The sequence below is a fragment of the bacterium genome (assembly GCA_016716565.1).
In the GTDB taxonomy this organism is placed as follows: Bacteria; Bacteroidota; Ignavibacteria; order Ignavibacteriales; family Ignavibacteriaceae; genus IGN2.
In genome coordinates this window covers 724576-748809 of record JADJWC010000002.1, presented here as the reverse complement: position 1 = coordinate 748809, position 24234 = coordinate 724576, and the positions used below count along the sequence as shown (strand labels likewise).

General features: G+C 36.9%; 22 protein-coding genes. 13 read left to right on the top strand and 9 right to left on the bottom strand.

Going from position 1 to position 24234, the window contains the following annotated elements; all coding sequences use genetic code 11:
* Positions 1-195: 195 nt before the first annotated feature.
* Genes IPM14_10205 through IPM14_10185 form a run of 5 tightly spaced genes read left to right on the top strand, consistent with a single transcriptional unit; the run spans position 196 to position 2468 of the window.
* Entirely contained in the window at positions 196-429 is a 234-nt protein-coding gene (locus tag IPM14_10205; GenBank protein MBK9098465.1) for an addiction module protein, read from the top strand.
* Entirely contained in the window at positions 426-731 is a 306-nt protein-coding gene (locus IPM14_10200) for a type II toxin-antitoxin system RelE/ParE family toxin (protein MBK9098464.1), read from the top strand. The genes IPM14_10205 and IPM14_10200 overlap by 4 nt, the downstream gene beginning before the upstream one ends.
* Before the next feature lie 10 nt (positions 732-741).
* A complete protein-coding gene (locus IPM14_10195; protein MBK9098463.1) occupies positions 742-1716 on the top strand; it encodes an aminotransferase class V-fold PLP-dependent enzyme in 975 nt (324 codons plus the stop codon).
* A 3-nt stretch (positions 1717-1719) separates the two neighbouring features.
* Positions 1720-1878, top strand: a complete 159-nt coding sequence (locus IPM14_10190) for a hypothetical protein (GenBank protein ID MBK9098462.1) — start codon at positions 1720-1722, stop codon at positions 1876-1878.
* Between the two features lie 29 nt (positions 1879-1907).
* Positions 1908-2468: a DUF2911 domain-containing protein gene (locus IPM14_10185; protein ID MBK9098461.1), complete on the top strand. Its 561-nt coding sequence runs from the start codon at positions 1908-1910 to the stop codon at positions 2466-2468.
* Between the two features lie 132 nt (positions 2469-2600).
* Here IPM14_10185 and IPM14_10180 read toward each other — a convergent pair whose 3' ends face one another.
* Positions 2601-3947: a phosphomannomutase gene (locus IPM14_10180; GenBank protein ID MBK9098460.1), complete on the bottom strand. Its 1347-nt coding sequence runs from the start codon at positions 3945-3947 to the stop codon at positions 2601-2603.
* A 185-nt stretch (positions 3948-4132) separates the two neighbouring features.
* On the opposite strand from IPM14_10180, the gene IPM14_10175 reads away from it, so the two are divergent.
* A complete protein-coding gene (locus tag IPM14_10175) occupies positions 4133-4453 on the top strand; it encodes a hypothetical protein (protein ID MBK9098459.1) in 321 nt (106 codons plus the stop codon).
* Between the two features lie 365 nt (positions 4454-4818).
* Complete coding sequence (locus tag IPM14_10170) at positions 4819-6963, top strand: S46 family peptidase (GenBank protein MBK9098458.1); 2145 nt, start codon at positions 4819-4821, stop codon at positions 6961-6963.
* Positions 6964-7012: 49 nt separating this feature from the next.
* Here IPM14_10170 and IPM14_10165 read toward each other — a convergent pair whose 3' ends face one another.
* Entirely contained in the window at positions 7013-7570 is a 558-nt protein-coding gene (locus IPM14_10165) for a hypothetical protein (GenBank protein ID MBK9098457.1), read from the bottom strand.
* 60 nt (positions 7571-7630) lie between these two features.
* Between IPM14_10165 and IPM14_10160 the strand changes: the two genes are divergently transcribed.
* Positions 7631-7987: a thermonuclease family protein gene (locus tag IPM14_10160; protein ID MBK9098456.1), complete on the top strand. Its 357-nt coding sequence runs from the start codon at positions 7631-7633 to the stop codon at positions 7985-7987.
* A gap of 134 nt (positions 7988-8121) precedes the next feature.
* Here IPM14_10160 and IPM14_10155 read toward each other — a convergent pair whose 3' ends face one another.
* A complete protein-coding gene (locus IPM14_10155) occupies positions 8122-9420 on the bottom strand; it encodes an AmpG family muropeptide MFS transporter (protein ID MBK9098455.1) in 1299 nt (432 codons plus the stop codon).
* The gene (locus IPM14_10150) at positions 9410-10336 is read right to left on the bottom strand and encodes a hypothetical protein (GenBank protein ID MBK9098454.1); all 927 of its coding nucleotides are present in this window, start codon (positions 10334-10336) and stop codon (positions 9410-9412) included. Before IPM14_10150 ends, IPM14_10155 begins: the two co-directional genes overlap by 11 nt.
* Positions 10337-11219: 883 nt before the next feature.
* Here IPM14_10150 and IPM14_10145 point away from each other — a divergent pair.
* From IPM14_10145 to IPM14_10135, 3 genes are all read left to right on the top strand, one after another.
* Positions 11220-11858, top strand: a complete 639-nt coding sequence (locus IPM14_10145) for a T9SS type A sorting domain-containing protein (GenBank protein MBK9098453.1) — start codon at positions 11220-11222, stop codon at positions 11856-11858.
* Positions 11859-11975: 117 nt separating this feature from the next.
* The gene (locus IPM14_10140; GenBank protein ID MBK9098452.1) at positions 11976-13472 is read left to right on the top strand and encodes an aminotransferase class V-fold PLP-dependent enzyme; all 1497 of its coding nucleotides are present in this window, start codon (positions 11976-11978) and stop codon (positions 13470-13472) included.
* A 138-nt stretch (positions 13473-13610) separates the two neighbouring features.
* Entirely contained in the window at positions 13611-14333 is a 723-nt protein-coding gene (locus IPM14_10135) for a cytidylate kinase-like family protein (GenBank protein ID MBK9098451.1), read from the top strand.
* Positions 14334-14399: 66 nt separating this feature from the next.
* On the opposite strand, the gene IPM14_10130 is transcribed toward IPM14_10135, so the two are convergent.
* From IPM14_10130 to IPM14_10110, 5 genes are all read right to left on the bottom strand, one after another.
* The gene (locus IPM14_10130; protein ID MBK9098450.1) at positions 14400-15992 is read right to left on the bottom strand and encodes an acetaldehyde dehydrogenase (acetylating); all 1593 of its coding nucleotides are present in this window, start codon (positions 15990-15992) and stop codon (positions 14400-14402) included.
* 223 nt (positions 15993-16215) lie between these two features.
* Positions 16216-16968 carry a LytTR family transcriptional regulator DNA-binding domain-containing protein gene (locus IPM14_10125; GenBank protein MBK9098449.1) on the bottom strand — a complete coding sequence of 251 codons (753 nt, stop codon included), beginning with the start codon at positions 16966-16968 and terminating at the stop codon, positions 16216-16218.
* On the bottom strand, positions 16955-18049 hold the full coding sequence (locus tag IPM14_10120; GenBank protein ID MBK9098448.1) for a histidine kinase: 1095 nt from the start codon (positions 18047-18049) through the stop codon (positions 16955-16957). Before IPM14_10120 ends, IPM14_10125 begins: the two co-directional genes overlap by 14 nt.
* 12 nt (positions 18050-18061) lie before the next feature.
* Complete coding sequence (locus IPM14_10115) at positions 18062-18781, bottom strand: hypothetical protein (protein MBK9098447.1); 720 nt, start codon at positions 18779-18781, stop codon at positions 18062-18064.
* 183 nt (positions 18782-18964) lie between these two features.
* The gene (locus IPM14_10110; protein ID MBK9098446.1) at positions 18965-20179 is read right to left on the bottom strand and encodes an aminotransferase class I/II-fold pyridoxal phosphate-dependent enzyme; all 1215 of its coding nucleotides are present in this window, start codon (positions 20177-20179) and stop codon (positions 18965-18967) included.
* 173 nt (positions 20180-20352) lie between these two features.
* Here IPM14_10110 and metG point away from each other — a divergent pair, with 173 nt between their 5' ends.
* Both metG and IPM14_10100 read left to right on the top strand, forming a co-directional pair.
* Positions 20353-22395 (top strand): methionine--tRNA ligase, encoded by a 2043-nt coding sequence (gene metG / locus IPM14_10105; GenBank protein MBK9098445.1) that lies wholly within the window; start codon positions 20353-20355, stop codon positions 22393-22395.
* 30 nt (positions 22396-22425) lie between these two features.
* Positions 22426-24171, top strand: a complete 1746-nt coding sequence (locus IPM14_10100) for a S8 family peptidase (protein ID MBK9098444.1) — start codon at positions 22426-22428, stop codon at positions 24169-24171.
* The last annotated feature ends 63 nt before the right edge of the window (positions 24172-24234 follow it).

Below are 24234 nucleotides of genomic sequence, written 5' to 3'. Positions count from 1 at the left end.
CGGTATATGATTGTAAAATTTCGTGTCAAAATCTAATTATTATTGTTGCGAATATCAAAGAAAGCAAACCTTATTGAAGATTTCTGCTTTATTAAAATATCATTAGTCGGCGAGTAAATTATTTTGATTTTGTATAATGAATATTCAAAAGGTATATTTATAGCAATCAAACATAAATATCTAAGAAAATAATTTATGAATAATCTCACTGAAAAATTATTTGATGAAGCATTGTTGCTCCCGCTTGAAGCAAGGGCAGAATTGGTGGATAAACTATTGCAAAGCCTTAATGTTCCAACCCAATCTGATATAGATCGTCTGTGGAAAGATGAAGTTGAAAATCGTATTCGAGAATATGACGAGAAAAAAGTTGAATCATTGAATGGTGAAAATTTAGTGAAGGAAATAAGGCAAAGATTTAAAAAGTGAAATATACCTTCCATCCAGAAGCTGCAGCAGAGCTTATCAACTCTATTGATTATTATGAATCTCAGCAGTCAAATCTTGGATTAAAATTTTTGGAGGAGATTTATTCATCCATTCAGAGAATAATCAAATTTCCTTCATCTAATCCTAACTTTTCAAAGAATACCCGCAAATGTATAACGAGTAAATTCCCATTTGCAGTCATCTATCAAATCCGGCAAGAAGAAATTTTTATTGTTGCTGTAACACATCTTGCAAGAAAACCGGGTTACTGGAAGGACAGAAGCAGAAAGAAAAAGTCTTAATTCTTATAAAGTGAATACACATCTAATCGAAAAAGCAAGAAGTTATTTCCCTCATATAAAAAACGGAATAGTTTATTTCAACCACGCATCAACTGCACCAATAAGCACGTTAATGAAAAACAGGATTGATGAATTTGTGAAGGAGAGAAGTGAATATGTACTGGACGATTATTGGGCCTTTAAAAAAGTTGCTGATGAAACAAAATCAATTATTGGTGAAATGATTAATACCAGCGGTGACAGGATAGCTTTCCTCGACAATACCGCAAACGGTATAATCTGGCTGACACTCGGAATAGATTGGAAACCCGGTGACAGAATTATTTTAAATGATGTTGAATTCCCTGCAAATGTTTATCCTTTTCTTCATCTGAAAGAAAAGGGAGTTGAGGTTGACATACTAAAATCAACAAAGGGAATAGTAACTGCAGAAGAAATTATCGCTGCAATTCAACCGAGAACCAAATTAATCTCAGTCAGTTTTGTCCAGTTTTTATCTGGCTATAGGATTGATTTAGAAAAGATTGGGAAAGTGTGCAAAGAGAAGGGAATTATTTTTTGTGTGGATTCTATCCAGGGCTTAGGTGCAATTAGATTAGATGTCGAAAAATATAATATTGACTATCTTGCAAACGGCACACAAAAATGGATGCTTGGCTTGCAGGGATTGGCTTTCATTTATGTGAGAAAAGAACTTCAGGAAAAAATGAAATCAGCACCAATCGGCTGGCTTGCAGTTAAAGATGCGTGGAAACTGCTGGATTTCGATTTGACAACCAAAGAAACTGCAGAGAGATTTCAACCGGGAACTTTGAACAATCTCGCTATCTATGCTTTCAATTCATCAATGAAGTTATTTAAGGAGTTTGGCTTTGATGAAATAGAAAAGCAGATTTTAAGCAACTCAAAATATTTTATTGATGAGCTTATGAAGATTGGATACAATTCGCCTTTGCTTTCATTACCAGAAAAACATCTCTCATGAATCGTGAGTTTCAGAACAGAAAACGGACAGGAAATATTTGATCATTTGAAGCAAAAAAAAATAGTTTGCTCGTTACGTGAAGGATATATTAGATTTGCACCGCATTTCTACAATACGAAACAAGAAATAGATTATGTAGTTGATGCTTTGAAGAAACTTTGATTAATTTCTTATTGAAAAAGGGAAATAGTATGAAGATCTCTGGGAAATCATTATCTGCAATTACAATTTTATTGGCAGCATTTCTAGTTGGGACTTACTCTGGTATAAGTTATTCTCAGGAAAAAGAGGAAGTAAGAATAAGTCCAAAAGCGATGGTTGAACAAACAGTCGGTTTTACAGAAATTAAAATTGAATACGGTCGACCGGGAGTAAAAGGCAGAACAATCTGGGGTGGATTGGTACCTTACAATGCTGTCTGGCGTGCAGGTGCAAACGAAGCAACGAAAATTACTTTCTCAACTGATGTGAAGATTGACGGTAAAAAACTTAAAGCCGGCAGCTATAGTTTTTTTGCTATTCCGGGACAAAAAACCTGGACGTTAATTTTTAACAAAGTTGCCAATCAATGGGGTGCGTTTGAATACAACGATGTTGAAGATGCTTTGCGAATTGAAGTAACACCAATGCAGAATAATTGCTGGCAGGAATGGCTGGCATATACGATTAGCAAGAGTTCCGATAAAAAAGCTGTCGTTATGCTCGAATGGGAAAAACTAAAAGTGCCGTTCAATGTTGAGGTGGAGATTTAATTACCAGTTTGGAGTCGAATAAATGTCATCACGAGCCTGACTTTAGTCGGGCGAAGTGATCTTGAGACTAAAAGGGATTGCTTCGTCTCCACCTTCGGAGGATCCTCGCAATGACATATCCTTTAGTAATATCTATCTTCTTATAATCTTCAACAACTCTTCTGTCTTTTCTTTCATCAATTTTTCATCTCCACGACTTTCAACATTTAAACGTAAGATAGGTTCAGTGTTGCTCATTCTTAAATTAAATCTCCAATTTGGAAATTCGATTGAAACGCCATCAAGGTAATCAATCTTACCATCAGAGAATTTCTTTTCAATCTCTTTTATTTTTCCTGCAGGATCATCAATCGTGGAATTGATTTCTCCAGAGCAAGGATAATCAGCAATCATTTCATCAACCAACTGCGAAAGAGTTTTCTTTTCTTCTGACATCAATTGGAGAATTAAAAGAAACGGAATCATTCCGCTGTCGCTGTAAGCGTTATCTCTGAAATAATGATGAGCAGACATTTCTCCGCCGTAAATCGAATTTACTTCTCTCATTTTCTGTTTAATGAAAGCGTGACCGCTTTTTGAAACAACTGCTTTTCCATCAGACTTTTCGACAACTTCAACTGTATTCCAAACGAGTCTTGGATCGTGAACAATTTTTTCTCCGGGATGATTTTTAAGAATTGATTTTGCAAGCAGTCCGACTATGTAATAACCTTCGATAAAATTTCCGTGCTCATCAAAAAAGAAACAGCGGTCGTAATCTCCATCCCATGCAACTCCGAGATTGGCTTTTTCTTTTTTAATTGCATCAATAGTTGGTTTTCTGTTTTCTTCAAGCATTGGATTTGGGACACCATTTGGAAAATTTCCATCCGGATTGTTGAATAGTTTTATCATTTTAATTGGTAGTTTCGGTTCCAGAGAATCAATTGCTAATCCTGCACAACCGTTCCCAGCATTCACCACAACTTTTAATGGATTAATTTTTTTAGGATCATAAAACTTTGAAAGATTATTTATAAAATCTTTCATTACATCTTTTTTAGCTACTGTGCCTTTTGTTTTGCTAACTTCGCCAAGATCATTATTTACAATCATCTTCTCAACTTCATTCAGTCCTGAATCGTAACCAACAGGAACAGAACCTTTCCCAACGAATTTCATCCCATTGTATTCAGGAGGATTGTGACTTGCAGTTATCATTATTCCGCCATCAGCATCAAAATGTGGAGTTGAGAAATAAATCATTTCAGTTCCACAAAGTCCGATATCAATTACATCAACACCACTGTCGGTCAATCCATTCTTCAGAGCTTCAGATATTTCAACTGATGATTTTCTTATATCATATCCAATGACAACTTTCTTGCCATTAATAAATTTTGAAAAAGCTCGACCTATCTTATAAGCTAATTCTTTATTTAGTTCAGACGGGACTTTCCCTCTAACATCATAAGCCTTAAAGCAAGCGATTTTATTCATTATTCTCCATTTCTGCTTATTGTGGGTGAATTTATCAAGTACAAAGATATGGATTTTTTACAACGCAAGATTCGGATATGTTTGGTGTTGTGCAGGAAAAAATGTGGGGAGAAAAATAATTTAGGGAGAAAAATTTATTAGTGGACTTTTAAATTTGAACTTACTACATTGGAGATACAAAAATTGTGGAGAGCGTTATCGAAACTAAAGATACTGTTAAGTGGCACTTCGCTAAATGCAACAACTCTAAATGTAACTCAATATTCCTGGTAGATCCGGAAGAATCTCAGGGGGAATTAGGTTACTTATGTCCTGATTGCAGTCGTAAAACAACATCATCTCACATCGTGCAATGCTCAAGCTGTAAAACAGTTTTGAACTTCGTTCGTGCAGCACCCAATGAAGAGAAGGTTGTATTCAACGTACATAAATGCTCACACTGCATCGGAACAGTTGAAGATGAATGGGAAGTAGAACCTCTCTATTTTCCGGAATCTTACATTTAGTTTTTGCCCGATAGCTAAAACTCTTTTAAGAGTTCTTTTTGAACCGGATGGATTAGTCCATCCGGTTTTTAATTTATAGAGCGTTGGTCATTCCGGCAAAGTTCTTAAGGAATGAGTCGGGAATCCGAGACTAAAGCAGAACAAAGATTCTGGACTCTCCGCCTTTGGCGAATCGCCAGAATGACGACACTCTGTCATTCCAGCTTGTCTGGAATCTGACAACCTCACGGGATATAGATTATGTTTAATACACGAAAAGTAAGAACTTGACGCTTGGTAAAATTTAATCCTTTCCTGCACCAATATTTTCTCCGTAATTTTGAACTAACAATTGGACATATTTCTACATAGAAACTCGGAATAAAATGAATTTCTCTTCTTCTTACTCACGACTTTTAATTTCCATAACTTTAATTGTTTCACTTTATTATCCATACTCACACTCACAAAGCTCAGATTGGCTCAATCTCGATACAATTAAAGCCGGAAAATTTGATACCGGGAAGATGTGGACTTTCGAATATCCACCCACAAAATATTTCGAAGAAGAATATGGATTCACTCCCGATAAAGATTGGTACGAACATGTTCAACTTGCTACTTTAAAGTTTGCCGATTACTGTTCTGCGTCATTCGTTTCTGAAGATGGATTGATAATGACGAATCATCACTGTGCAAGAGAAAGTGTTACTGAAATTATTAGCGATGGAGAAGATTTTCACAAAGATGGATTCATTGCCTGGGAACTGTTAGAGGAGAAACCTGTCCCTGGATTATATGTTGAGCAGTGTATCGGAATTGAAGATGTTACCGAGGAAATTCAGTCAGCACTTGAGACTGCACAATCAGACAGTGAAAGAATATCTATTGAGTCACAAAAAATAATTGAGATTGAAAGTCGTTACGAACAAAATGAAAAAACATTTGCGAAAGTTATTCCACTTTATTTTGACGGAAAGTATTCGCTTTACGTTTACAAAAGATATAATGATGTAAGACTTGTGTTCGCTCCTGAAGCACAAGCAGGCTATTTCGGCGGTGATTATGATAACTTCACTTATCCCAGATACAATCTCGATTGTTCTTTCTTCCGGGTTTATGATGAAGGAATTCCGCTAAAAGTTGATCATTATTTTAAATGGAGTAAAAGCGGAGCCGAAGAAGGAGAATTAGTTTTTGTTCCGGGCAATCCGGCCTCAACAAATCGGCTTAGCACGGTTGCACAACTTGAATACGCGAGAGATAACATTTACCCACAGACAATTCAACTGGTTGACAGCTTTATTGAATTCCTGCAGGGAATAATCAAAGAAGATCCCGAATCGGCAAATTATCTCAATGATCAATTGCTGAATTATTACAACTCAAGAAAAGCGTACAAAGGGATGCTCGATGGTTTAAGAAATCCTGTGCTGATGCAGAAGAAAAAAGCTTTTGAGAATGAGCTCCGAAGTAAAGTCCAGTCGGATGAAGAGCTGAATAAAAAATACGGAACCATCTGGACAGACATAGAAAATGTTATCGGTGAAATGAGAAGCTTATCGGCAAAACAGTCAGCAATTTCATATGATAATTATGATTCACCGGAATATTTTATGATTGCAAGTCAGCTTATCGGACTCGCTGATGAAATGAAGCTTGCTGAAACAGATTCATCTTATGCCTACACAGAAGATGAACTGGATGAATTTATCAGCACATTGCTGCCAGAAGATTTCGACTTTGAAAAGAATAAGGAACTGTTAAAAAATAAAATTGATGTCTTACATACTGAGTTTGGAGATGTTGAATTCTTAAACAAATTCACTAATGGTAAAAAAGGGGAAGAAGCAGTTGAAGATATTCTTTCCCGCACTTATTTAAGTTCAGCAGAAAGAATAAAAGAGATTGTTTCTAACGGACCGGATGCAGTTCTGAACAGCGTTGATCCTTTTATTGAATTCGTAAAATTCTCTGATGAAGAATCAAAATCAATTTCTGCACGAATAGATGAGCTTGCTGCACGTGAAGCGACAGCGATCCAAAAACTAGGAAGAGCATTATTTGAAGTTTACGGAACTTCAATTCCTCCGGATGCAACATTTACTTTGCGAATTTCCGATGGAATAGTAAAAGGCTTTGATTACAACGGAACGATTGCACCTCCAATCACAACATTTTACGGGATTCTTGACCGTTATTATTCTTTTGATGGAGAGTTTCCGTGGAATCTGCACGAACGCTGGCTTGATGCACCGGAAGAATTTGATTTCTCGACTCCGTTTAATTTTGTAGCAACGAATGATGTTGTCGGAGGAAACTCTGGAAGCCCTATAATTAATAAAGATTCAGAGATAGTCGGCGTTTCGTTCGACGGAAATATCCAGAGCCTGCCGGGAGATTTTATTTACGATCCCGAAGTGAACAGGTCTGTTGGTGTTCATTCTGCCGGAATGCTGGAAGCAATTAAAGATTTATATGAGTTTGAAAGACTTGCGGAAGAGTTAGACGCCGGAGGGATTAGCAAATAGTATTTTACAACAAACCCAATTTCTCGGAGAAATTGGGTTTGTCTGTAAACTAAAAAGTATATTGAATAAAAAGATGAATTGACGAATACTGCGGCAAAGCGTTTGTAAAAGTAATTCCGTATTCAGCACCGGCTCCAAGTTTAAATCCATCAAGATTAAATCCCCGCAAATCAAAACCTCCATTTATTGAAAGGGCAACTCCGTAATTCCAGTTATCCGTATCGCTGAAAGTTCTGTCGTTCAACGCAAGTAAGCCAACACCTTCCTCCAAAAAATATCTTCCATCAAAATATTGCGTAGTAACACCTTTGAAAGTTATTCCTTGCACCCATGGGAAGTAGGGTTTTTCAACATTAGGAATGGTCGCATTAAAATCCTTTGCGAAGATAAAACTTAAACGAGGAAATACTTCAGAGAAAAGAACTGTGTTGGTTTCAATAAAAACGGAAGTTGTAAATACTCCGACAGATGGGGAGTTGCTTTTGATAAATCCCCCGCCGACAGTTGCGCCTGCAGAAAACATAAACTGTGCAGTTGCAGTCGCAAAAATTCCTGAGAGCAGAATTAGGCAAAACAATAATCGTATTTGCAAATAGAATTTTTTCAATTAACTTCTGAAAAGTTTATCAGAAAATTATTTATCAACACACAAAGATAAAGGTAAAAAATGGAGCACACACTATATCACTACAAAGCAATTGTAACTTCTGTTTATGATGGAGACACCTGCACTGTCGATATTGATCTCGGTTTAAGTGCCTGGATTCGCGGCGAGAAACTGAGACTGAATAGAATCAACGCACCCGAGCTGACTGGCAAAGAAAGACCGGAAGGATTGAAGTCTCGCGACTTCCTGAAATCAAAAATTAGTGGTAAAGAAATAACAATCGAAACAATTAAAGACCGTAGAGAAAAATATGGACGATATCTTGCAGAAATCTGGATCGAAGACAAGAAAGGAAAATTTATCAACATAAACGACCTGATGGTAAGCGAAGGTTTTGCTAAATATCAGAAATATTGAGATACCGATAAGAGGATGTACCAAAAGCAAAGTTTTCTCGATAATTTTTCTGATTCCATCAGAAAAAACTCGAAAACCAGACAGAAAAAAGGTTCTCGAGTAATGAAATGTATCGAGAGAACCTTTTAACAACCTCAATTATTTTCCGATGATGCTGAATTCTTCTTCCCGAATTCCGGATCAATCTTAAGAAATTTTGTTATTATGAACGCTGGAATCGTTGAGATACAAACCCAGATAAAGAAATTCAAATAACCAACCTGTTCCTGTATCCATCCGCTGATCATTCCGTGAAGCATCATTCCAAGAGCCATCAATCCTGTTGCAATTGCGTAGTGAGCAGTTTTGTATTCTCCCTCAGATACGTAAATGAGATAAAGCATAAACGCAGTAAATCCAAAACCGTAGCCAAACTGCTCAACCGCCACACAAATATTTATTAAAATAAAATTTGATGTTTGAGTTGCAGCGAGGTAAACATAGACAAGATCAGGTAAATTGATTGCAATCAGCATCCACCAAATCCAGAATTTTAATCCTTTCTTTGATGCGACAATTCCACCAAGAATTCCACCGAGTGAAAGTGCAATTACTCCGACAGTTCCGTAAACAAATCCTACATCGCCTGTTGAAAGACCAAGTCCGCCGACTTCTTTACTATCAAGTAAAAAAGGAGAAGCCATTTTAACAAGCTGTGCTTCAGCAAATCGGTAGAGAAGTATAAATAAAACAATTATTAAAATTTCTTTCTTCCTGAAGAAAGAGATAAATGTTTTGAGAAATTCAGTAATGAAATGTTTGATCTCGACTTTCTCTCTTGGTGAATCACTTTTTGGTTTGGGAAGAATAAGTAAATGATAAATGAAAAACAGAACGAATAAAACTGAGAGGATTAAAAAAGTGATCTGCCACGCAAAATGAATCTTGCCAGAACTTTCTTCCAGATGTCCGGCGAGAATTACTAGTAATCCCTGTCCGGCTAACATTGCAATTCTGTAAAATGTGGATCTTATCCCTACAAAATATGCCTGCTGATGCTGCTTCAAACCGAGCATATAAAAACCATCTGCTGCGATGTCGTGAGTTGCAGAGCTGAAAGCGAGCAGCCAGAAAAATGCAAGCGTGTATTGGAAAAATTTTTCTGTTGGAAGTGTGAATGCAACTCCGGCAAGTCCAACCCCGATAAAAAGCTGCATAATTATTATCCAGAATCTTTTTGTCTTCAGCAGGTCAACAGCGGGACTCCAGAAAGGTTTTATTACCCAAGGCAGATAAAGCCAGCTTGTATAAAGTGCGATTTCTGTGTTTGAAATTTCGAGTCGTTTATACATAATGACCGATACAGTCATCACAACAACATACGGAAGACCTTCGGCAAGATAAAGAGAGGGAATCCACAGCCAGGGATTTCTTTCTTCTCTTTTATTTTTCATCCGCTAATCTTTTTGCGAAGAGAATTGCACCGCTTACGGGAGGATTGGCAGGCTTGACTACTTTGACATTTGGTAATGTTGATTTGATTTTATTTTTGAGTAAGTCTGAATAGAAATTTTTATTATCAATCAAGCTGCCGGAAAATGCAACATTGAGATTGTTTGTGTGAATTTTATTTATAAGTGAACGGATGTGAAGAACTAATTCGTCAGCTTCTTCATCGAGAATATCTTCTGCGATTGGATCGCCTTCTTCTGCTGCTTCGATTACTATTTTTGCGACTGATGCAACATCAAGTTTTTCATTGTAAACTTTGTTGATGATATTTTTAGAAGTGTTGTGATTCATTTTCGCATCCAGCAATTCCGAGATCATAGTTTCTTCGCCTCTTCCGTCCGATGCTTTTGAAACTGCGTTCAATGCTTTTCTGCCGATTGAGTAGCCGCTTCCTTCATCACCGATCAATCTTCCGAAACCGCCGACACGATAAATAACTCCTTTTTCATCTTTACCAAAAAGTATCGAGCCGGTACCTGCAATTAAAATACATCCAGCTGAGTCTGGGAATGCACCTTCGAGTGCAATGTGTGCATCGCTTAAAACTTTTACACCTTTGAAGTGAATTCCTTCTTCGTCTGCATAATCCTTGAAACCTTTTTCCAGAAGCTTTGCATCTTCATCACGACCTGCACCTGCGACACCTATCACTATCTGCTTTACATCAGAGAAATCCCCCTCAAGTGCAAAAAGATTTTCTTCAATCAAAGCAAAAATATTCTCAACGGCTTCTTCAACACCAATTACAAGGAAGTTTGAAGGCTTGCCAGATGATTGACGAATAATTTTCCCTGACAGGTCTGCAATTGCACAGTCTGTCTTGGTCCCGCCGCCGTCTATGCCTATTAGGTATTTCATAATTTAAAAGCTTGTAATCTAAATGTAAAAATAAAAAAAAAGGTGGATTGCGTAAACCCGAACATCTATAAGTCATATTATAATACCATACAATAAAATTACTTAGTGATCGGCAACTATAAATCCTTTATCAAAGTATTGAGTATTAGGTTATATTTTGCTAATATTAATTAGTTTCAGGGAGAAGGTTATGAAATATTTTATTTGCGTATTAAGTTATCTTGTTCTAATTAGTATACCGATCCATCCGCAATGGCAACTATTGGGTCTTGAAGGTGAAGACATTACTAAATTACTTCAACATTCCACCGATTCAAACACAATTTACGCTGCAAGTTCGCATATAGGTGGAAATTGTGTTGGAGGTTTATTTAAAAGCATAGATTCCGGAAATACTTGGGATACACTTATCACTAATATTTCTCCATCGGATTTTGTAATTGATTATCAGAATCCAGATATAATTTATATTGTTGGGGGTGTCGCTTATGGGCTAATTAAAACATCAGATGGAGGTGAAAATTGGTTTAGCTCTAGTAATGGTATTGATATAAATGCTGGCACTGGAACCTATACAATTGCGATGGATCCAATCAATCCTAATATTCTTTTCTGTGGGACATTAGGTCCAATGGGTGGTAATTTATATAAAACAACTAATAGTGGTGAAAACTGGTTTATACCTAGTGCAGATTCATTTTTATTTGACATTGGTGTGGCAGTCATAGAATTCGACCCATTCAATCCAATAATGCTATACATTGGTAGAGCAATGAATGGGAAATTATTTAGAAGTATTGATGGAGGAGTAAACTTTGATTATGCAGGATATGAAAATGGTGGTGGAATTTACAGTTTAAAATTTGGTAGAAATTCGGATGAGATGTATGCTACTTCATCCTGGTCATTCTCTTATCCTGTGGGAATTTTTCGAACCAATAATGGCGGAGTTACATGGGAAAATCTATCTGAAGGATTCAATGGATCTGTCAGCGTTCGGGATGCCGCATTAAATTTTTCAGAACATGACTACACTTATATTGCTGCAAATTCTTCATTAGACACATCAGGTGTTTATGTGAAAATTGATGATGAACCTTGGATGCTGATCGGATTAAATGATGAATATATTAGCTCACTTATAATTAAAAACAATTTGTTGTATGTTGGTACTAATAATGGAATTTATGTACGTGAGCTAATTTCCAATGTGGAATCAGAGATAAATCCAATCAAAAATGAAAATTTTGTGTTATATCAGAATTACCCTAATCCTTTTAATCCAACAACAATAATTAAGTTCGAAATTTCATATTTAGAGACGACTCGGCGAGTCGTCTCTACAACTTTGGAGGTGTACGATATTGTAGGGAATGAAGTTGCAACACTTGTAAATGAAGAAAAACAACCCGGAGTTTATGAAGTTGAATTTGATGGCTCTCAACTATCAAGCGGAATTTATTTCTATACTCTTTCTGCTGGAAATTTTACAGCTACAAAGAAGCTAATCTTAATCAAGTAGCTCTTATTCAGTCCTGTTGAATCATCGGGGTGTTTCTTCCATAAAAACTGTAGGTGCTTTGCTTTTCTCAATTCATTATATTCACATACCAAAAGATAAAAAGTTGAAGAACAGTCAATGAAAAACCTCGAAGAATATTTCGGTCAATTCAGAGAAAATATTGTAGGCTACCATAAAACTTTCACTTCGCCTTATGGCGAGAAGAGAATTGTTTATGCTGACTGGATTGCAAGCGGACGTTTATACAAACCAATTGAGGAAAAAATCAGCAAATTATTCGGTCCGCTTGTCGGCAACACTCATTCCGAATCGAGTGAAACCGGCACTTCAATGACTCACGCTTACCACGAAGCTCACGAGATAATTAAAAAACATTGCAACGCGTCAAAAGATGATGTGATAATCACTGCTGGTTCTGGAATGACAGGACTTATCTGCAAACTACAGCGATTGCTTGGTCTAAAAATTCCCGAACAGTTAAAAGATTATCTTAAACTCCCCGAAGAACTTCGTCCGATAGTTTTTGTTACTCATATGGAACATCACTCAAACCATACGACCTGGCTTGAAACAATCGCTGATGTAATTGTTATTGCTCCGACAGATGAAGGTTTGGTTGAGGTGAACGATCTTGAAAGATTATTAATCAAATACAAAAACCGTCAACTGAAAATTGGAGCTTTCTCTGCTTGCTCAAATGTTACTGGAATTGAATTACCTGTTCACAAACTCGCAAAGATAGTTCACAAACACGGCGGATATTGTTTTGTTGATTTTGCGTGCTCAGCTCCTTATGTTAAAATTGATATGCATCCATCCGATCCTCTGGAAAAACTTGATGCGATATATTTTTCTCCTCATAAATTTCTCGGTGGTCCCGGTTCTTCGGGTGTTTTGATTTTCGACTCACAGCTTTATAAAAACAAAGTTCCGGATCAGCCCGGCGGAGGAACAGTTGACTGGACAAATCCGTGGGGTCAGCACAAATTTGTTTCCAACATCGAAGCTCGTGAAGACGGTGGAACTCCGGCTTTTTTGCAGGCGATCAAAGCTGCATTATGCATCAAGCTGAAAGAAGAAATAAATGTTGATAAAATGCGGAAGAGGGAAGAGGAATTGATCAAAATTGCATTTGATGAGATGCTTAAGATTCCCGGTATGCACATACTTGCACATCACATTATACATCGTCTCGGTGCAATTTCATTTTATGTTGATGATATTCATTACAACTTAATTGTAAAACTTTTAAATGATCGATATGGCATTCAAACAAGAGGTGGTTGTTCCTGTGCTGGAACTTACGGACATTATCTTCTGCATGTTGATCCACAAAGATCAAAACGGATAACAGATAAAATTGATCAGGGTGATTTATCAGAAAAACCCGGCTGGGTGAGAATGTCAATCCATCCAACAATGACGAATGAAGAACTTTATCTCATTACAAATGGTCTTAAAGAAATTGTGGCAAACATTGACAAATGGCAAAAAGATTATACATACGACATCCATAAAAACGAATTCTTCCACATTTCTACAAACGGAAGTGAAAAAGAAAGAATAAAAAGCTGGTTTGACCTTTCTCAAAAAGAATCTATAGAGATAGATTAAAATTCTTTTACTTCTACTGTTGCTTTTCTTCATTTTAAAATTATATTATTAGTTAAGAGAAAAGTTTCTTCTGAAAATTCTTGCTAACAATAAAGCATTTACTTCTACTGAGGCTTTCTAGAAAGGAGAATAATTGTAATGACTATAGGAGCATACGAAAAAAGTAAACGTTATATCGAATCCCACACACGATCATCAGATCAAAAATTCATCAAAAGAGAATTGTATCCCTGCATTACTATTTCCCGCCAAACCGGTGCAGGTTCAAAGCCGGTATGCGAAAAACTCATCCAGATAATGGATGAATACTCAGAGTTTGAAGGTGTGAAGTGGGCATTCTTTGATCGAAATCTTATTGAAAGAGTACTCGAAGATCACAACCTGCCAAAACAGATTTCTGAGTTTATGCACGAAGGAAAGTATAAACATCTTAATGCAGTTGTGTATGAAATGCTCGGACTGAAACCTTCGGAATGGACACTTGTTCATAAAACAACCGATACAATCCTGCAGCTTGCACGAATGGGAAATGTGGTAATCGTTGGAAGAGGCGCACACATCATTACAGCGAAACTGAAGAACACTTTTCACGTAAGACTTATTGCATCGCTGGAAAAAAGAGTCGAGCACATAAAAGAGTTGATGGATATGAATGAAAAGGAAGCGCTTACTTATATCAAAAAAGAGGATGAGAATAGGAAGAAATATTTGAGATCATATTTTCACGTTGATATTGATGATCCGCTTTTATATCACATGACAGTCAACACTGATTTGCTTACTCATAGAGGGGCAGCTTATCTCATTGCCGAAGCTGTAGTTCAGAAGTTTTCGCATCTGTTTCCGCAGTTTGCACATTAAAGTTGTTAAAGATGAAATCTTTCTGCTCTTCTGCCTCTGACGGAAAAAGATGTCATCTTCCTAATATCACCTGAACTCTTTAATTATTTTCTTGATGTCTTCTTCTGTAATTCCGGTTCCGTATGTTACAGGTTTAACTGGTAAAGGTTTCTCCTCAACAGTCTTTTCTTTTTCAGAGTAAGTGTAGACATCCTTTAATGGAGGATTACCAGCACGTTCTCGAAGTCTTTCTTCGATTTCTTTTATAAACCAGTCTTTTCCGCCTTTGTATTTCTGCACTTCGAATTTATCAACGCTTTTTCCTTTGTTAATTGGATTGGTTTCAAAAGCCAGGCTTTTAATATTAAGAAGATGTTTTGCACTTACGTTATCTGAAATAATCGAGCCGCCCCAGGTCCCGGGTCCAAGTGTCATGGAAGGTTCAAGTGAAGTTGTGTAGCCAACGGCTCCAATTGATGCAACTGTATTTACGAGAATTCTGAAAGCCGGTTTCTCGAGTGCAAATTTCATAATTATTGGTTCATCGTTTGAGTGAATAACCATTGTATGACCAATCCCACCGAATTGCAAAAGATCAATACATCGATGACAACCTTCAAGCCATCCGTCAACTACATAGAAAGATAAAATTGGTGAGAGTTTTTCTATTGACAGAGGTTCATTCTTCCCAACTTCATTGCATTCAGCAATTAGTACTTTCGTGTTTTCCGGAATTTCAAACCCGGCATACTTCGCAATGAATGTTGCTGGCTTTCCGACAATCTCAGGATTGATTCGAAGATTTGTTTGAATTGCTTTCGCGAGTTTTTCCTTTTCTTCTGCATTAACAAAATAACATCCTTGGGTTAAACACTCTTCAACTACTTTTTCTTTTAATGGAAGATCAACAATTACTGATTGCTCAGATGAACAGAGAGTTCCATTGTCGAAAGTGGTCCCATACACAATATCTGCAACTGCTTTTTGATAATTTGCTGTTCGCTCGATGAATGCAGGAACATTTCCTGGTCCAACTCCATACGCAGGTTTACCAGAACTATAGGCTGCTTTCACCATTTGTGTGCTTCCGGTTGCGAGAATTACGGAAATATTTTTATCATGCATTAGTGCATAAGTTCCTTCTATTGTCGGTTCACTCAAACATTGAATTAATCCTTTTGGTGCGCCGGCTTTTTCGGCAGCATCAGATAAAATCTTTAATGCTTCAATCGTACACTTTGCAGTTTTAGGATGAGGACTTGCAACAATAGCATTTCTGCTCTTCAAAGAAATTAATGCTTTGAACATTGCAGTCGATGTTGGATTTGTTGAAGGGATTAGTGCACAAACAACCCCCATTGGTTCTGCAATCTTTAAAACTTTGCCGTTTGCTTCTTCTGCTACGATTCCGACTGTCTTTAAATTCTTTATCGATTCATAAACATTTTTTGTAGCGAATTGATTTTTGATAATCTTATCTTCATAAACTCCGAAGCCGCTTTCATCACAAGCCATCTTTGCAAGTTTCTCCGATGCAGAGTAACCAGCTTCTGCCATTGCTTTAATTATTTTATCAACCTGCTGTTGCGAGAAGTGTTTGTATTCAAGCTGCGCTTCTTTTGCTTTTGCTGCTAAGCTGCGAGCTTCCTGGAATGAAAGTAAGTCTTTGTCTAAAATCATTTTAATCCTCGTGAATGGTCAGGTCAAATATATTGAAGCGAGTGAACAGATTCAATTTGTTAGTGGTAAAATAGAACGAATTTAGTTATTAGTTGAAGGTTTATTGGTTCTGGTTATTTGGTTTTCAGGAGGATAAAAATTTAACTAATGCAGATAACTGATTAGCTGCAACCGGTAACCAATAAACCGGAACTATCAACTAAAAACTAATAACTGATAATTATTAGAGTGTATTCCTCAATTTTGCCAATCCCGTCTTACTAACAGGCAGCTGCTTGTTGTTTTTGAGAATAATTTGGTAGGATTCTTTCCCTGTTTGTTCAAGGTGTTGTATAAAATCTACATTGATTATGTAGGAACGATGAATTCTGATGAAGTTATTTTCATTAAGATGGTTTTCAAAAAACTTCATTGTCTTTTGTTTGAGGAATCTTCCCTGATCGCAATTGATCATAACATAATCATCCTGTGCCTCAAGCCATTTTATTGTTTCTACCGGAATGATCGAAATCTTTGATCCTTCTTTTATAACGACTCGTTCAAGATACTCGATCTTTTCATCTTTATAATCGATAATATTCTTGATAACTGCGTCGTGCTCAAATTTATCCTGCAGGAAGTTGAAAGATTTTTTCAGTGCATCATTGAATCGATCTTCGGAGAAAGGTTTTAGGAGATAATCTGCAGCATTAACTTCAAATGCTTTAATTGCATAATGATCAAAAGCAGTTGTGAAGATAATTACAGGAGGTTCTTCGAGGAGTTCAAGCATTTCGAATCCGCTTATCTTCGGCATCTGTATATCTAGGAAAATAATATCGGGCTTAAGTTCGTTGATCTTTTTTATCGCGTCAAATCCATTTGAACATTCGGCAAGTATTTCAACTTCGGGGTGATTCTTCAAATAGCCCTTTGTTATTTCGCGGGCTAGCTTTTCATCGTCGATTATGATGGTAGTGATTTTACTTTTTTGCATTTGAGATTATTTCTTCGGATTTAGTTTGATCTTCACAGGGAATAAATAAAGTTACACTAAAAATACCTTTTTCTTTTTTTACTTCCATAAGGTCATTTCGGCGGTAAATAAGATTTAACCTGTCGTTTATATTTTTCAAACCAACTCCCGCACCTTTTCTTGGTCTGGATGACTCATCAAAATTATTGATCAATTGAATTTTCAAATATCCTTCCTCAAAGCTGCATTTTAAAGTCAAAAGTACTTTATCAAAAGTTTCATATACAGCGTGCTTAATCACATTCTCAAACAACGGCTGAAGAATCATATTCGGGATTTCAGCTTTATTGCATTCTTCATTCATTTCTTCCGAGTAATCAAACTTATCTTCAAATCGTATCTTTTCAATATCAAGATAAAGTCTGATATTCTTCAATTCTTCACTTAGCTTGTTCTTCTCTCTTTCATTTGTTGCGAGAATATACCTAAGAAAATCTGCAAGCTTGATTATCATCTCTTTTGCTTTTTTGGGATCGATTTCTGTTAAAGCGCTCATCGAATTCAAACTATTAAAAATGAAATGGGGATTAATCTGAAACTTCAGTGATTTTAGTTCTGCCTGTGTAACCAGATTTTTTAATTCTGATTCCTTTAATGATCTTTCCTGCAGTTCGGAATAGTAAGAAACTAAGTAATAGAATGAAACCACAATTGCATAAAGCAGAAATCCAACAAGAAAACGCCACAGAATAGTTTTATAGAAATAGTTTTCGTAAGTCGTTCCAAAATTAAAAACCGTGACCATTACAATGTAAATTAATAATACCCATAAACCTGAAGAAATTACTGCACTAACCAAATGGCTGAAGAATACTTTTAAGAGATGATACTGTTCAATGGAAATGTATTTTGCAGGATAATGCCAGATAATTGTAAGTCCGGATAACAGAATAGAAGAAACCAGGCTTTCAACGATTGATGAGTACAGATCGAGCTGGAGTCCGAAGAACAAAATCAGGAAACTGATAACAGCAAACGAAACTGAATAGAGAAACAGAATGACAATGTTTCTGAAGTTCCTTAATATCGGATTGTCTTGCATCAGTCAGGGAGTTTATAAATACGTTTTAACTTCGCCGCCGCCAAATAGAGCTAATCCTTTGATATGCAGAGTCCGCGATTGATCGATTACAACGCTTGGATTTCTGATTGCCTTATTCGAAAATCCGCCAAGAATTGATGTTACATTTATTACAACATCCCACTCTTTTGGAAGGATGATTGTCGTACCACCAAAAACGCAAAGGACATCTAAAACGTTCTCACCTTCAGCAAGCTGGCAATTAATAAGATTTATTTCAGATCCTCCGAAGATCGCGGTGATATTTCCACCCTGGAAATTGTTGGAAGAAATAATTTTTGTTCCACCTCCAAAGATGGATACGTCATCAATTCTATCTCGATTTATTTTTGAAGTATCGGAAGAAATTTCGGGAGAAGCATCCACCTTTCTTTTCTTAAGAATAATATATATGCCGAGAATAATAAAGAAAATCGGAAAGATAATTCCTCCATCGTAATCAACTTCGGGAAAAATTTTTGGAATCAGAAACAGAGCACCAATGCCGGTTAGAATACCACCAAGAAATTTCTTCTCAGTGTTTACAAGCACAAACAAACCGATCACCATCATGATGAATGACCAGGAGAATATCACGTGTGCAATTCTAAAATGCAGGACGTTCATTGTATTGAGTAGAAAAATTCCGCCAAGGATAATTAATATTCCTCCCAGTAAAACCCTTTTATCTACGCTATTCTTATTTTCTGACATTTTTTGCTCCTTTAATTAAATCTCAACCAAAACGTATGCAAAATAATGAATGTATAAAAGAAAAAATCGGTGAGTAGTGGAAAAAGCTCGGTAAAAGGGAAGGTTTATCAGTATGGTTGTATGAATGTATGATTTGATAATTCCATACATCCATACAGTCATACAAAAGATTGATTTATTAGGTTACGCTTCCACTTCGATCAGATGAGCTTCTTTAACTTTTTCGAGAGCCTGTTCCAGATCAGCGATAAGATCTTCAACACTTTCAATGCCAACGGAAAGTCTTACAAGTCCATCCGTAATTCCTCCGGCTAAACGCGCTTCTTTACCCATTGAGAAATGAGTCATGCTCGCCGGATGCTGAATTAGTGATTCCACTCCACCGAGGCTAACCGCAAGCTGATGAAGTTTAACAGAGTTCATAAGAATTTTGCCAGCTTCAATTCCGCCTTCAACTTCAAATGTAATCATTCCGCCGGGACCTTTGTGCTGCTTCAATCCAACATTATAATGCGGATGACTTTTTAGTCCAGGATATCGTAAGTTTTTTACAAGCGGGTGCTTCTCGAGCCACGCGGCAACTTTTTGTGCGCTCTGGCAATGTCTTTCCATGCGTAATGCAAGTGTTTTCAATCCACGATGCACGAGGAATGAGTTGAACGGATCAATAACACCGCCAATCTGATTTAAAGTTTTTCTGAATTGCTGGTAAGTAGGCTCATCTTTTACCACAACAATTCCGCCAACGACATCAGCGTGTCCATTTAAAAATTTTGTCAAGCTGTGCATTACTACATCTGCACCGAGAGCAATCGGATTCTGCAAAGCAGGACTCATAAAAGTATTATCGACAACAACCTTAGCTCCATACTTATGAGCAATTTTAGAAATTTCTTCAATATCCGAAATACATAGCGTAGGATTTCCGGGTGTTTCAACATAAACGACTTTTGTGTTTTGTTTGATTGCACTTTTTACATTCTCAATATCTGAGGTGTCAATAAAAGTCGTTTCAACTCCGAACTTTTTCATTACTGTGTTTAGCAAAGTAGTTGTTGGTCCGTAAACTGCTGCTGAGCAAACAACGTGGTCACCTGCGGATAAAAGCGCTGCAAAGATTGTATGAACCGCTGCCATACCGCTGCCACATCCGAGAGCTTTATGTCCACCTTCAAGTTCAGCAATTGCATTTTCCATTGCCTCAATAGTTGGATTGAGCATTCTAGTATAAATGTATCCCTTTTCTTCACCAGCAAACAACGATGCACCGTGCTGAGCAGATTTAAATTTAAATGTTGATGTTTGATAAATTGGCGGAACTACTGAACCGTATTCGTACTCATCAATTCCTGAGTGAACGCATTTAGTGTTGAAATCTAATTTGGAGTGATCTTTCATTTTTAATTTGATCCCGTTTTTATTGAGGTAATATTAATTCATTCGAATTATCCCCGTAAAGTTAAGGATTTTTAGCGAAGAATTATGGAACAATTGAGAGAATTCATTCAATTTCATTCTAAAATCTTTATATTTCTTGCCAAAATTTTGATATTCATTGTATAAGAAATCATTTGAGTAAAGAAAAAGTTTTAGTCACTTCGGCATTGCCTTATGCAAATGGACCCATTCATCTTGGTCATCTCAGCGGGGCATATCTTCCAGCAGATATTTATGTTCGATACAAAAGATTGAATGGTGATGATGTTTTGTACATTTGCGGATCAGACGAGCACGGCGTTCCTATAACAATTACTGCTGATAAAGAAAAAGTTTCTCCGCAAGTAATTATTGATAGATTTCATGAAGCCAACAAGAAAGCATTTGAACGATTCGGGATGAGTTTTGATAATTACTCAAGAACAAGTCTTCCAATTCATCATGAAACAGCAAAAGAATTTTTCGTCGAGTTTTTTAATCGTGGGCTTTTCATTGAAAAAAAATCAAACCAGTTCTATGATGAAAAAGCTAAAATGTTTTTACCTGACAGATACGTCGAAGGAACTTGTCCGAAATGCGGCAATGAACAGGCAAGAAGCGATGAATGTGAAAACTGTGGTTCACTTTACGATCCATCTGAGCTAAAAAATCCAAAAAGCAAAGTAAGTGGTGAAACTCCGGTTCTTAAAGAAACTACTCACTACTACTTCCCGCTTGGTAAATACCAGCCAGCATTGGAAAAATATGTAAATGAAATGAATGAAATGTTTGGCTGGAAGGAAAACGTTCTTCAATATTGTCGCGGATGGTTTAAAGAAGGTTTGAAAGAAAGAGCAATTACCCGAGATCTGGATTGGGGAGTAAAAGTTCCTGTTGACTCTGCAGCCGGTAAAGTAATTTATGTATGGTTTGAAGCTGTGCTTGGTTATATCTCATCAACAAAAGAATTTTCTCAACTAAAAAATCAGCCGGATCTTTGGAAAAAATACTGGCAGGATTTACAAACAAAATACATTGCCTTCATCGGTAAAGATAACGTTGTTTTTCACACAATAATTTTTCCTGCAATTTTAATGGCGTGGAATGAAGGGGAAAAAGAAAAATATTGTCTTCCACAGAATGTGCCTGCTAATGAGTTTCTCAATTTTGAAGGAAAAAAATTTTCTAAAAGCCGAGGATGGGGAATTGATGTTGAAGTATTCCTGAATATATTTCCACCAGATCCGCTTCGATATACGCTTGCGGCCAATCTTCCAGAAAATAAAGATACAGATTTTTACTGGAAGGAATTTCAATTAAGAAATAACAGTGAACTGGCTGATATACTTGGAAATTTTATTAACAGAACTTTCACTTTCGTTCACAAACATTTTGATGGGAAAGTGCCAGCAAGAGGAAGGCTGGACAAAATTGATGAAGATATGTTGAACGAAATTGCCGAATATCCAAATCGTATCGCCCGACTTTTCGAGAAGTACAGAATTAAAGATGGCGTAAACGAGATGATGAATCTTGCTCGTGATGGCAATAAGTATTTTAATGATTCGCAGCCATGGATTACAATCAAATCGGATAAAGAAAAATGCAGCACAACATTAAACATTTGTTTGCAGGCAATTTACACACTTGCGGAATTGTTTTATCCGGTTTTACCTTTCTCTTCAGAAAAATTATTCAAAATGCTAAATGCTGAACCTGTTCAATGGAGTGAAAGCGGAAAATCCTTTTTGAAAGAATGGCATCAAATAAACACTGCAAAAATTTTATTTCCTAAAATAGAGGATGAAGTGATCGAAGAACAAGTTTCAAAACTAGGCGCAACTGAAGGAGTACTTGATAAACAGCAGGATCAATTAGTCTCTTATGACGATTTTATGAAAACGAAGCTGAAGGTTGCCGAAATCATCTCGGCTGAAAAAATTTCAAAGAGTAAAAAACTGATGAAGCTGAGAGTCTTGCTTGATGATGGTGAAAGACAATTAGTTGCAGGAATTGCCGAGCATTACAACCCGGAAGATTTAGTAGGTAAAAAAGTTGTTGTGGTTGCAAATCTTCAGCCGGCAAAGCTAATGGGTGAAGAATCCCGTGGTATGATTTTAGCCGTTGATAAAGAGCCCGGAGGTTTGCAAGTTTTAATAGTTGATGATTCTGTAAAAGTTGGAACAAGAGTTAAATAAAATTTTCATTAAATATTATAAAGGTATACAATGAAGTATCTGACCATTTTTGTAATTCTTTTTGCCGGGATTTTGTTTGCGCAGTCTTCGGTCGAAAAGTTCACACCACAATTAAATACAGTTCTGGAGAACTCCAATCCCTCAGAGGCATTGCTGGTTTGGGTTTTCTTTAATGATAAAGGTAATGAAACTCAGAATTATTTTCAAAAGCCAGCGACAGTGGTTAGTGAAAAATCTTTGAACAGAAGAGCAAAAGTTCTCACTGAAGATAAAATTATTTCTCAAAGAGATTTACCTGTTAATCAGAATTACATTAGTCAACTCCAGTTAGCCGGTTTTGAACTGAAGCAAAAATCCAAATGGTTCAATGGCGTCAGCGGATGGATTAAATCTTCTGAACTTTCACAAATTGCTTCATTACCGTTCGTAAAACAGATGGATATCGTTTACAGATTCAGATCTGATAAATTCGAGGAAGAAATTATTAATGAATCTCCCGAAGAATCGAATCCGGATTTTTCAAAACCGCAAGGAACAAACAGCTTTAATTATGGGCAATCGGTCACACAATTGAATATTATCTCAGTACCTCAGGTTCATGATCTTGGCTATACAGGAAACGGAATTACAATTTGTATGCTTGATGCAGGTTTTGATCGCTGGACAACTCACCAGGTTTTTAGCACATTGAATGTTATAGCAACCTGGGATTTTGTTAATGGTGATCCTGATGTTGAAAATGGGAACGATATGGGAAGCGGTTCTCACGGGACATCAACATTATCACTGATCGGCGGCTTTCTTGAAGGACAATTAATCGGTCCCGCTTTTGGTGCTGATTATATTCTAGCAAAAACTGAAAATACTGAGAGCGAAACACCGATTGAAGAAGATAACTGGATAGCAGCACTCGAATGGGCTGATAGTATTGGTGTAGATATCACTTCAACTTCTTTAGGATATATTGGTTTTGATCCACCATACCCAAGCTATACATGGCAGGATATGGATGGAAATACAACCCGAATTACCAATGGTGCCGATTATGCTGCGAGCCTTGGAATCTTTGTCGTTAACTCCGCAGGTAATGAAGGTTATGATGTACATAATACACTTGGTGCACCCGCAGATGGTGATAGTGTAATTGCAGTAGGATCGGTTACCAGCAGTGGAAATCGTTCAAGTTTCAGCAGTGTTGGTCCAACTGTCGATGGAAGAATAAAACCCGATGTAATGGCTATGGGATCAAGTAACTATGTTGCTTGTAATAGTTCTAACTCATGCTTCAGCAGCTGGGGAAGCGGAACTTCATGGAGTTGTCCAATGGCTGCAGGAGCTGCAGCATTGCTGCTCGAAGCTGATCCAAGTTTAACTCCGATGCAGCTGGCAGACTTATTAAAAAACACAGCTTCTCAAAGTACCAATCCTGATAATTTATATGGCTGGGGTATTATAAACACTTATGCGGCGCTTCAATCGTTAGTGACGAATACTGAAAGCGATCAGTTTCCAGAAGGTTATTACCTACTGCAGAACTATCCGAATCCATTTAATCCAGCTACTAAAATAAGATTTGCAGTTCCTGAAAGATCGAATGTAAAAATATCCCTGCACGATGTTCTTGGAAACGAACTCGGTGTAATTTTAAATGAAGAAGTAAATCCCGGCATTAAAGAGATTGCCTTGAATGGAACTGAACTTGCAAGCGGAGTATATCTTGTAAGAATGATAGCTAATAACTTTCAGCAAACAATTAAAATATCCCTCATTAAATAAAATTTTAAGCCTGATCCGGTGACAATTTACGCTGGGTCAGGCTTAATTTCCCTTGATTTTCAA